We start from the raw sequence: 13,061 nt of genomic DNA, 5'->3' as shown, positions 1-13,061 counted from the left end.
TAAATAGCCAATCTGCGTCGTTTAATTAATTTTAAGGGGCCTGAAGACAATGACCATCTCCCAAAAACCACTTATGCAGTCGTTACCTGATGGTAACTACATTTGTATTCGCTGACTGTTCCCGTAACTGACCTTATTGCTGTCTGTTCTTACTGGAATCTGCAGTTCCTGTCCCATAGCGGGAAGAATCTTCCCCGGGGTTGATCGCTCCTGGTGGTATTTCTGCCGATGGAGCTGTGTCGGGCGTTACAGTGCCATTTTCCACTCCTCCTACAGTAGTCGTATCAGAATGGGTGCCTGTACCATTTCCACAAGCTGCCAGGAAAGTACCTCCGGCGATCATAAATGCGAACAACAGCTGATTATTTTTTAACGTATTTTTCATAAGCCCTTTTTGAGTTAACAGATATAAGTTATCACATATACATCTCTGTATTTTTTTCTACAAATAGTAGACGATAGTCGACAATCGACCACACAACGTTACTTAATCGACGTAGAATCAGGTCTTACGGAAGAAGTATCCATGGATCTGTTCATAGTGTCTACTGTACTGGAAGTATCTGACTGGATAATTGTTGAACTGTCCGTTGTGTTGCCACTTTCTCTCGAACTGCCGCAAGCAAACAGGAAGATGCTCAGAATAATAGCGAGACAAGTAGTGATACCAATTTTACAGAGTGCCAGACGAAGGGTTATTGCTTTATTACCGAGGTCGTTCGTTTGCGTTCTCATGATTAACTTAAATTTATCCAGGTTTAACAATGAAAAGTATCAGAAGTATGATTTCTGCATTATGCCTAAAGAATTATGCCAAGGCTTACATTTGTATTTGAATAGGTTTATGGAAGCGTCTCTATTTCAAAATATTGAACAGCATCAGCTACTTAAAGTAATAGTCGCGGTCGTTATAGGCGGATTGCTTGGTCTTGAACGGGAATACCGGCATAAGGCAGCGGGTATGCGTACATTGACCCTGATCTGTCTGGGCAGTACCCTGTTCACGATCCTGTCAGTTGAACTGGGATATCCGGGTAGCCCCGACCGTGTGGCGTCAAACATACTCACAGGCGTCGGATTTATAGGCGCTGGCGTTATTTTCAAAGGTGACTTTACAATAGACGGGATCACCACAGCTGCCACAATATGGATCGCTTCCGCGTTAGGCATCGCCATCGGTATGAGTGATTTCGTGCTGGCAGCGTTCTCCCTGGTGATCGTATTGGGGTTACTACTGGGACTAAAAGCGCTTGAAACGAATATCGGACGATGGAGAGAGAAACGTACCTACACCATCAGCTACCCGGTAGACAAATACAAACCTGAGGAGATCACAGGTAGATTCAAACAGCTTGAATTGAACTATAAATTGCTGATACAGAAAAGAGAGGATGCACTTATAGAGGAGAAATATGAGGTAAACGGTAAACCAGAGGCGATCACTGCCCTTACTGACTTACTGATGGCGGATAAGAACATTCATCATTTCACCGTTCAGGCAAACCCACTTTAGAAAGAGAAATAGGAACAGTATATGCGGGGAGGACATGCAGATCTACCTTTACATTATGGTCACGTACCACCATGGCTGGCGCAGAGAATGAGCCTGCTGGGAGGTGCTATCATTGAAACCATCGCTGCCGATTATGGAAAGGCGGAAGTGATCCGGAAACTCAGTGATCCCTGCTGGTTCCAGGCATTGGGATGCGTGCTGGGGATGGACTGGCATTCCTCGGGTATCACTACAAGCGTACTGGGCGCGTTAAAGAAAGCTTTGAATCCCAGGGCACAGGAACTGGGTATCTATATCTGTGGAGGAAAGGGTAAGCATTCGCGTCAGACGCCGGCGGAACTGTTGGCCATTGCGGAGCGTACCGGCCTTCCCGGGCAGGAACTTGTACGTAGCAGTAAACTGGCTGCCAAGGTAGATAATACGGCTATCCAGGATGGATTTCAGCTATATCTGCACACTTTCATCGTATCCGACGAAGGCGAATGGGCCATCGTCCAACAGGGAATGAACGATGCCAGTAGCATGGCCCGTCGTTATCACTGGCATTCTGCCGCATTTAAAGCCTATACAGAAGCGCCGCATACATTTATATACGGGAAGAACCAGGGACTTATTCTCAACCTTACCGACCCGGAAGCAACTGCGACCAAAACCGGCATGCTGGAACTGGTGAAGGAAAAACCGGCCCACCTGCTGCCAGAGATCAGGAACCTGATCATGCCCGGTCATCATGATGTGAAGGCAAAAGATGTAGACCTCAAAAGACTGGGAAGTGTGCTGGCTGTAGCCCATGAGCGTCAGCTGCACGACTTCGAATCGCTGTTGCTGCTGGAGGGTGTAGGCCCCCGTACCTTACAGTCGCTTACGCTGGTCAGCGAAGTGATACATGGTACCCCCTCCCGGTTTACCGATCCGGCGCGATTCTCTTTTGCACATGGCGGAAAAGATGGGCATCCCTTCCCTGTTCCTGTCAATGTGTATGATGAGACGATCAGCGTATTGAAAGATGCCGTTAACAAAGCTAAGATCGGTCAGTCCGATAAACAGGACGCCATCCGTAAGCTCTCGCAGTTGTCACAGCAGGTGGAAAAGGATTTTATTCCGAATGCCCGGCTGGAAGATCTCATTCAACAGGAAAGAGATAACTCGTGGCGATACGGCGGACAGACAGTGATGGGAAAGGCACAGCCCCCGAAGAAGAAAGAGGGTGATCAGTTAAGTTTGTTCTAAGATTTATGCCGCTTCAGCTGCTTTACGATCCAGGGTAAGGTGAGCCCCTGTCCAAGCAATGTAAACAACACAACAGCCACTGATATAAAGATGATCTCATTACGTAGTGGGAATGGCGCGCCGCTTTCAAGCGTAACCGGCAGCCCAATCGCTATCGCCAGTGAGACGATCCCTCTCATACCTGACCAACTGATTATCAGGCTGGTTGGGAAGTCCAGTAAAGCATCTGCTGTAATCTTATGTCGCCTCCGCTCATTCTTTGACTGAAAGGCGCGCTGCAAATTGATCTTTTGAAGGAACACCCTTGCCATACGCAATGCCAACAAGCAAAAGCCTCCTCTACAGGCGGGGGTAAAAAAATCCCGGCATGAAAGCCGGGACTCCTTAAAATTTCTCTTTCCTATTTTCTATGCTGGCATTACCCAGTTAAAATGTAAGAGGGGTTTCATCTCAGGTTACGATTTGTAGCCTCCCCTAGGCTAAAAAAGAGAAATTGTTCTGATAAATATAGCACCAATTCCGTGCCAAATGAAGCGGACTTTTCTCTCTACATCCGCTGTGGTATTAGACTGAGCAATATCAGCAGGCGCACAGGATAGTACTGAAGACTGCCTGTGCTTCTTGTATGCTGTAGACGTCCGGCAGTAGACAGCCCCCGGTCTTCGTCATGTATAACCATCATCTTATGCCTGCTGATGACGCCGGATCTTCTGCCTTATGACTGCACTACTTCCTTACCTTCGGAACGAAATTTGAATCGTCCCGGAGAGTCCGACAGTCAAATCATGGAATACGTAAATTATGACAATCTGAAAGTTACAGCTGCTACTGAGATTCAAAACAATCTCCGGGAGAAGATCCTGATACAGCCACGTACCTGCCCAGTAAATGTCATTGCTGGCACCGATATATCTTTTAACAAATTCAGTACAACCGTCTATGCAGGCATTATCCTGTTACGTTTTCCGGAGTTAACACCTATCGGCTATTCGCTCGTAAAGAAAGAGGTACACTTCCCCTATGTACCTGGTTACCTGGCTTTCCGTGAAGTTCCTGCGTTAATGGATGCCTGGGAACAATTGCCCCTAAAGCCTGACCTGCTGGTAGTAGACGGACATGGCATCGCGCATCCGAGACGAATGGGCGTTGCGAGCCACTTCGGTGTGTTAGCGAATGCGCCTACTATCGGTTGTGCAAAAAAGGTACTTTGTGGTCAATATGAGGAGCCCGCGCCTGCTCAGGGTAGTCATTCTCCTCTGATATTTAAAAATGAGGCCGTCGGCGCCGTCCTGCGAACAAAGAATGCCGTAAAATCCGTGTTCGTCTCTCCTGGGCATCAGATGGACGTAGAAAGCGCATTAGATATAGTTACCCAGTGTATAGGGCGCTACCGTATTCCTGAACCTACGAGGCTTGCACATCATCTGGTCAATCAGTTCCGGTTGGGAGAGATTAACGAAGGGTATAAGGACTTATCTTAATAAGCCGGTTATTATTATTTGTAAGCGTTGTACCATGTGAGCAATAGACTTTTTAAACAGCCCGATCTCGTTCAACTCAACCTAACCGCATCTCTGTCAGGTATTTCCAATACCGCCTAGGCATATGCTGTAACTGTAACCTGGGATTTCTTCTGCCCGCAATATTTGCCTCTTTGAAATAGGTATTCCATAACCGCTGATATAGTTCCTCCTCCGGCGCCCACACATTTCCTGTGGTATGATAATGTGGATCATATTCAGCGTTGAACTGCAATCTTATCGTTTCTACTTTGTCCAGATTATAATAGATCCCATACCTTCTGCGTTCATCATAAATGATCCAGTACTGGTCAGCATAACGTTCCTTAAAGTGCCTGGCGATCAATGGCAGTACGTTGTAATCCGGTGATACCAGTGAATAATAGATCTGATCCTTTGTGAGTTGAAAACGTACAAAAGCTTCCATCCGGTGCTTTTCCCGGTGTACCTTTCGCGCAAGCTGGGCAACATGCAGCACATATTTATTCCCGAAATCACCGGTAACCCCCTCTCCACCGGCAAATACATGCCTGATAAATCCCACCATATGATCTTCCTCCCCGGGTAGTTCTGACAGGTAACAACAAAAGAGCTGCTGCAGACTCTCTTCCGTTAGCTTCTTACTGAGCCCGGCCCACACCCTGTCGGCATTCGCCATTATTGTCGGCATAAAGATGACATTTTCAAACAACCCTTTGACATGATCCTGTTCCTTGCGGATAGTCACATCCGTTTTCTTCTGCCAGTATAAATCAAATACAGCAGAAAGGAAGCCATCAAAACTTCCATCATACAACCACGTAGTCATTTTAGTAACATTTAATCTATCGTCAGCAGGTGATCATTCCTGATTGTCAGGATTCCCTTTCAGACGATAGTCATTGAGGAAATTCATAGCATAGATGCATATAACTGTGTATCATTCATTGTTCTCCGCTGTCTCTTTAAAATAGCTGTAACTGCGGACTATGCGCCTTTATCCATTTACTGTGAGATTGTGCCAGCAGTTGCTGACGTATCTGTTCTGATGTCAGGTCCCGTCTTTCGAGTGCACCGGCTTTACAGGTAATAAAGTATCTGGCTTTATTTAATTGTACACCCATTTGCTTCAGCTGATCCCAGCCTAACTGACCGTGCATACGGGCGGAACAGATTTTACGTACACTTTCCATACCAATGCCGGGCACCCTGGCAATCAGCATTTTATCGGCCTTATTAATATCCACTGGGAAGCTGTTAAGATTGCGCAACGCCCAGGACAATTTAGGGTCAACGTCCGTATCGAGGTTCGGATGTCCTTCGTTCAATAACTCATGCGGCTCAAACCCATAGAAGCGCAGTAGCCAGTCTGCCTGATACAGCCGGTTTTCCCGCATCAGCGGCACCTGACTATGCAAAGCCGGTAATCTCGTATCATTGCTGATAGGTACATAGCCGGAATAGTACACCCGCTTCAGTTGAAACTGTTTATAAAACCGGGAAGCCAGGTGCATGATCTCCATATCAGATTCTCCGGCCGCTCCTACTATCACCTGCGTACTTTGTCCGGCAGGCATAAAGGTAGGCACCGTCTTTAATACCTTACGTTCATCTTCCAGGCGGATAATTTCACTCTGTAGGAAACGAATGGGTTTGACCATAGCAGGCCGGTTCTTTTCCGGCGCCAGTAACTTCAACCCGGCTTCTGTCGGTAGCTCAAGATTGACACTCAGCCGGTCTGCATACAGCCCCGCTTCCTGCATCAGCTCATCGCTCGCACCCGGAATAGCCTTTAAATGTATATACCCATTGAAATTATGCTCAGTCCGGAGCTTCCTGGCAACTCTCACCAACCGCTCCATTGTGTAATCCGGATCCTTGAAAATACCGGAACTCAGAAACAACCCTTCTATATAATTCCTGCGGTAGAAATTAATTGTAAGGTCAACCACTTCCTGCACTGTAAATGCCGCCCGCTTAATATCATTACTTCTGCGGGACACGCAATAAGCACAGTCATATATGCAAACATTTGTCAGTAATATCTTTAGTAATGATACGCAGCGACCATCTGCCGTATAAGAGTGACAGATGCCCATTCCCGGATGAGCATTCCCCAGCCCTTTGGACTCATTTTTCCGGTTGCTACCACTAGAAGCGCAGGAGGCATCGTATTTTGCCGCATCTGCCAGAATTGCAAGTTTCTCCTGTATCCTTTCCATAACAATCAACTGTGGAACTAAATTACTAAATATTTTAGCATTCACTAAATAAATTAGTCCACAGTCATCATAGGAAGAGGCTGACAGTCATATCTTTATTGGGGCAGCGATGTCACGACTTCAGCGTCACATCATGCCAGACTTCGCCATCATGCACTGAGTTGGACACATGTAAGTCCGTAAATCCGAACCGTTCATAACAGGAAGTCATTTTTTATTATCCTGCACTTTCCTTTTGCCTAGCGTCATCAATATCACCCCACCAATAACGATCGCACAGGCGGTCAGTGTTCTTGCAGACAAACTTTCGTGCCCGATCGCCCATCCCAGGAACAGTGCTACTACCGGGTTTACATATGCGTAGGTCGATAATAGCCGTGGTGGCGCGTTACGCGTCAGCCAGCTATAAGAAGTAAAGCCCACCAGCGAGCCCATAAAGACCAGGTAGAGGTAAGCACTGATCGTTCTGGTACTTAGGTGATGCAATGTGCTCCAGGCGTCATCCTCCGTTACACTGCTGACTAAAAAACAAAATACTGCCCCTGTTAGCATCTGCAAACCTGCCGATGTCATAGGTGCCGGCATAGACAGTCTGGGAACTGATAATGAGCCCAGCGTCCAGCAAGCCATTCCAGCAGCCAGCACTACCAGCGGCCATAATGGATAGTCCCTGCTATGGTCAGCCGAAAAAGGATTGAATAACAGGAACAGGCCCGCCAGACCGATCAGAATACCCGTCACCGTCATCAGTGTGGGCCGCTGCTTACTGAAAAAGGCCCAGTCCAGACCTATAAACCATACCGGTATGGCGGCTACGATTAAAGCCACTAGTCCGGATGGCATGTAATGCACCGCCAATGCAGTAGTTGAATTACCGATTCCGATCAGCATCAGTCCCACGAAGGCGGCTGACAAAAACTGTTTCCGGGTAGGCAGTTGCTTTTCGCTTCGCCAGCCTATACAAACCATGATGGTCCCTGCTACGAGGAAACGAAAGGCTGATAATAAAAAAGGGGGAACTACCTCCGTGGCGATTTTCATCCCCAGATAGGTAGATCCCCAAATAATATAGACTGCAAATAAGAATGTCCAGAGCTTTGTAGTATCCGGTTTATTGGGCATAGTATCAGTCGTTAACGACGTCCCTATTCAGCTACGAACACCTCAATGATGGCATTCGTCGGGCGACGGGGCGCCAGGAATTCATCTACTTTACGGTAATGCTGTTGCAGCTCATACCTTAACGCGAACGGGAAGAAGTTGTTATTACCCGGCGCATATTCGTATAACACGACGTCAAAGTAATGGTTTTTCACCTTATTGCTGAACATCTCCAGCTGTTTGTTGAACATGCCTACACCCAGGTGATACCATAAAGGGTAGTCACTACCTGTCTCCAGCTTATAGGGCATCGCCTGCGCTAGCGGTGTTAATTCCGTCATATTCAGCAGCTTAAGCGTCCCTTTCTTCTCCTTCACAACAGGCATCGCCATCAACCGTTTCATGCCCTCGACTGTTGAAGGTGGCATATAGATTTTGTGAAAAGCCCAGAGATCGGAGAAGATCCATTTCTCTACAGGCACATCGGTAGTATCGGTATTCAGCATGAAGTTATTCCGGGACACGACATTCTCTCCCGTCTTACTTACCTGTGGATTGTAGATCGCATAATTACTGCTATCAGCAACTGCGACATTTCCTTTACCTGCGATCACCTGCTCATGTGGAACGACACGTGCTACAATTCTGTCCAGGTATTTCCAGAAAGACCCGGACCACCACAATAAAACCAACGCGGCTGCCAGACCGAAAGAAGGCCAACGCTCGATCTTTAGTTCCAGCTGGTCCTGTAAGCGGCTGGCAATAAATGCAAAGGCAAAAGCATGGAAGAATATATTATTGTCCGGCGGAGTATAACTCGTGACCTGGAAAATAGCGGCTTCCACTAGTATTCCCAACGTCAGCAGGGTGAACAGCATTGCCTCTCGTTTCTTCCAGAAAGCTTTCCAGTTGCGGAATGCCGGTATGAGGCAGATTACCACCATCACAAAGTAGAATTTGATCCATTGGGAAGCACCCATCACCTCAGAAAGGATGTCATATAATGATAAACGTGAGTTGTGCGGTGCCTGACCATGATTGAACCAATAGCCAAAACCGTAAGGCAGCAACGGCACAATGACAGCTGCAGCGACCAGTCCATAAAAGGCGAGAAAAACCGGCACATCCAGCCAGCGTTTCCCTTCCAGCGCATGATATCCCAGCAAGGCAAGGGACAGCAACAATGCGAGTCCACCACCATCCTGTTTGGTAAAGAAAGACAGGAATGTAAAGGCGGCAGACAGAAAAAGGAACACATAACGTACTTTACCTGCTGGTCCCGTCAGGAAGCGGAAGAGGAATGCGAGTCCGACCAACTCGTAGACAATAACCGTCTGATTATACCAGGGCCAGAAATTGAAGAACGAATACGAAAGCACGAACAGTAATACAGACAATACCCTGATCGCAGGTTTTACATTCAAACTTTTCAGAATGGAACGGAATGATAATCCTGCCAGGATGTTCATAAACACCTGTGCCTTCACCAGTGAAATGAGCTGGGCGCCAAATAATTTAAAGAACAATGCAGGCATCAGCCAGAAACCATACCCCAGCGGCAGGCCAAAATCCTTGTAAGGTAGCTGCCCCTGAGAAATCCTGTAAGCGCCTTCCCAGGAAAGAAAGATATTCACCCTGTAGGGAAACGTTACAAACAAAGGCACCAGGGCCAGACCAACAATAATCAATAATTCCGTAATAAAAGCACCTTTCCGGCTGAACGGAGCGTAAGTCGACGGCATAAACGGGGATAATAAAATGGTGAAAACGAGTATAAATGAACATGAACGGGCCCAAAAATAGTAGAATTTACCCGAAATAAGCATTTTTTAGCATTGTTGTTCCATAATCAGTCCGTATCTTGGCGTCAACTATAAGTTATATCCCCGTGCAATATTTAAAATTATTAAGACCCTCTCATTGGGCGAAAAATCTGTTCTTGTATATCCCACTTTTCTTTGCGGGCGAAATATTCATTTTCTCCAAGGTCATTGAGTTACTGATCGGGTTCTTTGCATTTAGCCTCATTGCCAGCAGTATTTACATTATTAATGATTATAAAGACGTAGAGGCAGACCGGATACACCCGGTAAAATGTAAACGGCCTATTGCCTCAGGTGCAGTGTCTAAACCGGCAGCACTGGTATTTTTTGTGTTGTGCCTCGCCATTGGTGCACTCCTCGCATATTACGTTAAGCCCAAGTTTGCGTTTGTACTGGGTATTTATTTTGTGATTAATCTTTTATACTCGATGGGATTGAAAAATATTTCCATCCTGGATATACTGATCCTGTCCACTGGCTTTGTACTGAGGGTAAAAGCAGGAGGTGTAGCTGCGGATCTCGCCGTATCCGAATGGCTGATGATCATGGTATTCCTCCTGGCATTATTTATGGCCATTGCTAAACGCAGGGATGATGTGCTGATCAAAACACAATCCGGAAAAGACATGCGCAAAGCGTCCAAAGGATACAATATGGATTTTTTAAATGTAATGCTGGCATTGGTATCGGCGGTGATCATTGTGTCCTATCTGATGTATACAATGGCGCCTGAGACCATGTCTAACTTCCATACCTACCGCTTATATTATACATGTCTTTTTGTAATTGGTGGATTATTACGATATTTGCAAATAACATATGTGGAGAATAATACAGGTTCTCCAACCAAAATCCTATACAAAGACCGTTTCATTCAATTAACCATACTCCTGTGGGTGCTGAGTTTTTATGTGATTATTTATTTACCCACTAACAAAAGTTTTTTTGAGTAATGGAAAAACGGTTAGCTAACTGGGGGAACTACCCCGCTATCGCCTGCGATGAGTCAACGTTTTCGCAGGACGAACAAGTACAGGATTTTATATCCTCCCATTCAGCTGTTATCGCCCGTGGAAACGGTCGGTGTTACGGCGATGCTTCACTGGCACAATACAGTGTATCCACCCTTAAATACGATAAGGTGCTGGCTTTTGATACTACGAATGGCGTCTTCGAATGTCAGTCGGGTATCACACTCGATCAGATCCTCGATATTATAGTTCCCAAAGGATGGTTCCTGCCGGTTACACCCGGTACGAAATTCATTACCGTAGGTGGTGCAGTAGCGTCTGACGTACACGGTAAAAACCATCACGTGGACGGCTCATTCTCAGGACATATTATAGAGATGGACGTTATCACAGGCAATCAGGATACAGTCACCTGCTCCGCCGAAAAAGAGCCGGATCTGTTTTGGGCAACCTGCGGTGGCATGGGGCTGACCGGTATTATTACCCGGGTGAAGTTTGGTCTGAAAAAGATCGATACTGCGTACATCCGTCAGAAACAGATCAAGGCGAAGAACCTGGAAGATCTGATCCGCCTGTTTGAAGAATACAAAGATTACACATATTCCATGGCGTGGATCGACTGCCTGCAGAAAGGCGATTCCTTCGGCCGTGGCATCCTCATAGTAGGTGAACATGCTACCCCCGGGGAGCTGAATGAACAGCAACGTAAAGCGCCCTTACACCTGACGGCCAAACGTAAACTGTCCATGCCGTTCAATCTTCCCTCTTTCACACTTAATACACTGACTGTTAAGGCGTTTAACTGGCTGTACTACCTGAAGAATACCAAAAGGGAGATTAACAACGTGATTCCTTACGAGCCATTCTTCTATCCGCTGGACGCCATTCTGCACTGGAACCGTGGTTATGGCAAAGCAGGTTTTGTTCAGTATCAATTCGTGCTCCCGCTTGAAAAGAAGGAAGGTCTTGTCGCTATCCTCAAAAAGATCAGTGATGCAGGGCTGGGCTCTTTCCTGGCCGTACTGAAAGTATTTGGTAAACAGGATAGCCTGATCTCCTTCCCGATGGAAGGCTATACGTTAGCCCTTGACTTTCCGGTACGTAAAGGACTGTTCGAATTCCTTGACCAGCTGGACGAAATTGTGCTGCAATATGGCGGACGCCTCTATCTCTCAAAAGATGCCCGCATGAAGCAGGAAGTATTCTGGCAAAGCTACCCCAATGCACAAAAGTTTGCCGAGATCATTAAAAAATACAACGGTAAAAAGCTATTCCGTTCAGTACAGTCTGACAGATTACTGCTGACGCAATAACGCAACTACCTTAAAATACCGATTTCAAATATATGCCTACTGTTCTTATTCTGGGAGCCGGGTCAGACATGGCTGTTGCCATCGCCCGTGAGTTCGCCGGTAACAAATATGATATTCAACTGGCAGCCCGTAACAAGGCATCCCTGTCCCCACTGGAGCAGGACCTCCGTATCCGCTACGGCGTGGAGTCCAGTACCTATGCCTTCGATGCTACTGATTTTAACAGCCACCCCGCTTTTTATAACGCCCTGACTGTAAAACCCGATATTACAATAGCCGTATTCGGCTACCTCGGATCACAGGAAAAAGGGCAGGCTGACTGGAATGAAGCCAGCCGTATTCTACATACGAACTACACAGGCGCCGTTTCCATTTTAAATATTGTCGCAGAAGACTATGCCACCCGTGGTACTGGTACCATTGTAGGTATCAGCTCGGTAGCCGGAGAGCGCGGCCGGCAGAGCAACTATCTGTATGGTAGTGCGAAGGCTGGCTTTACTGCTTACCTCAGCGGTCTCCGCAACCGCCTGTTCCACAAAGGTGTACATGTGCTCAGTGTACAACCAGGATTCGTGTATACCCGGATGACGGAAAACCTCAAACTTCCCCCACTGCTAACTGCGCAGCCGCAGGATGTCGCAAGGGACATTTACCGGGCCGTCAAAGCAAAAAAGAATCAGATCTATACGAGGTGGTTCTGGCGGTACATTATGCTCATTATCAAATCGATACCTGAGTTCATGTTCAAAAAGCTGAAATTATGAAGCCTGCTATTGCCTTCTTTGACTTTGACGGGACGATCACCCGGCGGGATACCCTGTTTGAGATCATCCGCTTTCAGAAGGGAGACGCAGCACTATATGCTGGTTTGGCGTTGCTGGCGCCTGCACTGGTAATGATGAAATGTAAGCTGATCTCAAAACAAAAGGCGAAGGAGATCGTGTTACAATATTTTTTCCGCAATATGCCTGTGGATGAGTTCCGGGATAAATGCGCCGCGTTCTGTCGGGACAAACTGCCTGGCCTGATCCGGGAAACTGCTGAACAGGAAATCAAACAGCATATATCCAAAGGGCACCGCGTCGTGGTAGTAACTGCTTCCGCTCAGGAATGGGTAAAACCCTGGGCGGACTGTATCGGTATTGAATGTATCGGTACACAACTGGAGATCAGGGATGCAAGAGTGACTGGCAGGATCAACGGCATCAATTGCAACGGAGAAGAGAAGGTACGCCGCATCCGTGAAAAATATGATCTGCCCGCTTTTGGAGACATTTATGCCTATGGCGACACCAGCGGTGACAAACCCATGCTGCAGATGGCGACTTTCGGCTACTTCAGGAAATTCTAGGATGCTATACTTCCTAAAAACACCCAGGCCATCAATCA

Annotated in this window: 14 protein-coding genes; 7 read left to right on the top strand and 7 right to left on the bottom strand. The window is 46.9% G+C overall.

Annotated elements, in window-relative coordinates:
• Positions 1-133 precede the first annotated feature (133 nt).
• Together GWR21_RS03675 and GWR21_RS03670 are read right to left on the bottom strand one after the other, a co-directional pair.
• The gene (locus GWR21_RS03675) at positions 134-385 is read right to left on the bottom strand and encodes a hypothetical protein (protein ID WP_162330432.1); all 252 of its coding nucleotides are present in this window, start codon (positions 383-385) and stop codon (positions 134-136) included.
• A gap of 98 nt (positions 386-483) precedes the next feature.
• Entirely contained in the window at positions 484-735 is a 252-nt protein-coding gene (locus GWR21_RS03670; protein WP_162330431.1) for a hypothetical protein, read from the bottom strand.
• A 109-nt stretch (positions 736-844) separates the two neighbouring features.
• Here GWR21_RS03670 and GWR21_RS03665 point away from each other — a divergent pair, with 109 nt between their 5' ends.
• Positions 845-1,513, top strand: a complete 669-nt coding sequence (locus GWR21_RS03665; protein WP_162330430.1) for an MgtC/SapB family protein — start codon at positions 845-847, stop codon at positions 1,511-1,513.
• A gap of 21 nt (positions 1,514-1,534) precedes the next feature.
• On the top strand, positions 1,535-2,743 hold the full coding sequence (locus tag GWR21_RS03660) for a DUF763 domain-containing protein (protein WP_162330429.1): 1,209 nt from the start codon (positions 1,535-1,537) through the stop codon (positions 2,741-2,743).
• On the opposite strand, the gene GWR21_RS03655 is transcribed toward GWR21_RS03660, so the two are convergent.
• Positions 2,740-3,024 carry a cation:proton antiporter domain-containing protein gene (locus GWR21_RS03655; RefSeq protein ID WP_238430164.1) on the bottom strand — a complete coding sequence of 95 codons (285 nt, stop codon included), beginning with the start codon at positions 3,022-3,024 and terminating at the stop codon, positions 2,740-2,742. The two genes, GWR21_RS03660 and GWR21_RS03655, sit on opposite strands and share 4 nt — an antisense overlap.
• A 504-nt stretch (positions 3,025-3,528) precedes the next feature.
• Here GWR21_RS03655 and nfi point away from each other — a divergent pair.
• Complete coding sequence (gene nfi, locus GWR21_RS03650) at positions 3,529-4,224, top strand: deoxyribonuclease V (protein ID WP_162330428.1); 696 nt, start codon at positions 3,529-3,531, stop codon at positions 4,222-4,224.
• Between the two features lie 76 nt (positions 4,225-4,300).
• On the opposite strand, the gene GWR21_RS03645 is transcribed toward nfi, so the two are convergent.
• The 4 genes from GWR21_RS03645 to GWR21_RS03630 form a co-directional block, all read right to left on the bottom strand.
• Positions 4,301-5,071: a TIGR03915 family putative DNA repair protein gene (locus GWR21_RS03645; protein ID WP_162330427.1), complete on the bottom strand. Its 771-nt coding sequence runs from the start codon at positions 5,069-5,071 to the stop codon at positions 4,301-4,303.
• 136 nt (positions 5,072-5,207) lie between these two features.
• Positions 5,208-6,464: a putative DNA modification/repair radical SAM protein gene (locus GWR21_RS03640; protein WP_162330426.1), complete on the bottom strand. Its 1,257-nt coding sequence runs from the start codon at positions 6,462-6,464 to the stop codon at positions 5,208-5,210.
• A 207-nt stretch (positions 6,465-6,671) separates the two neighbouring features.
• A complete protein-coding gene (locus GWR21_RS03635; protein ID WP_162330425.1) occupies positions 6,672-7,586 on the bottom strand; it encodes an EamA family transporter in 915 nt (304 codons plus the stop codon).
• A gap of 23 nt (positions 7,587-7,609) precedes the next feature.
• On the bottom strand, positions 7,610-9,307 hold the full coding sequence (locus GWR21_RS03630; protein WP_162330424.1) for a hypothetical protein: 1,698 nt from the start codon (positions 9,305-9,307) through the stop codon (positions 7,610-7,612).
• 146 nt (positions 9,308-9,453) lie between these two features.
• On the opposite strand from GWR21_RS03630, the gene GWR21_RS03625 reads away from it, so the two are divergent.
• The 4 genes from GWR21_RS03625 to GWR21_RS03610 are packed head-to-tail and all read left to right on the top strand — an operon-like array spanning position 9,454 to position 13,023.
• Positions 9,454-10,341 (top strand): decaprenyl-phosphate phosphoribosyltransferase, encoded by an 888-nt coding sequence (locus tag GWR21_RS03625; protein ID WP_162330423.1) that lies wholly within the window; start codon positions 9,454-9,456, stop codon positions 10,339-10,341.
• Positions 10,341-11,672: an FAD-binding oxidoreductase gene (locus tag GWR21_RS03620; protein ID WP_162330422.1), complete on the top strand. Its 1,332-nt coding sequence runs from the start codon at positions 10,341-10,343 to the stop codon at positions 11,670-11,672. The genes GWR21_RS03625 and GWR21_RS03620 overlap by 1 nt, the downstream gene beginning before the upstream one ends.
• Before the next feature lie 32 nt (positions 11,673-11,704).
• Positions 11,705-12,436: an SDR family oxidoreductase gene (locus tag GWR21_RS03615; protein ID WP_162330421.1), complete on the top strand. Its 732-nt coding sequence runs from the start codon at positions 11,705-11,707 to the stop codon at positions 12,434-12,436.
• Positions 12,433-13,023, top strand: coding sequence for an HAD family hydrolase (locus GWR21_RS03610; protein WP_162330420.1), 591 nt, complete (start codon positions 12,433-12,435; stop codon positions 13,021-13,023). Before GWR21_RS03615 ends, GWR21_RS03610 begins: the two co-directional genes overlap by 4 nt.
• Positions 13,024-13,061 lie beyond the last annotated feature (38 nt).

It is taken from the genome of Chitinophaga agri (assembly GCF_010093065.1).
GTDB classification, from domain to species: Bacteria; Bacteroidota; Bacteroidia; order Chitinophagales; family Chitinophagaceae; genus Chitinophaga; species Chitinophaga agri.
This window is presented reverse-complemented; position numbering and strand designations above follow the sequence as displayed.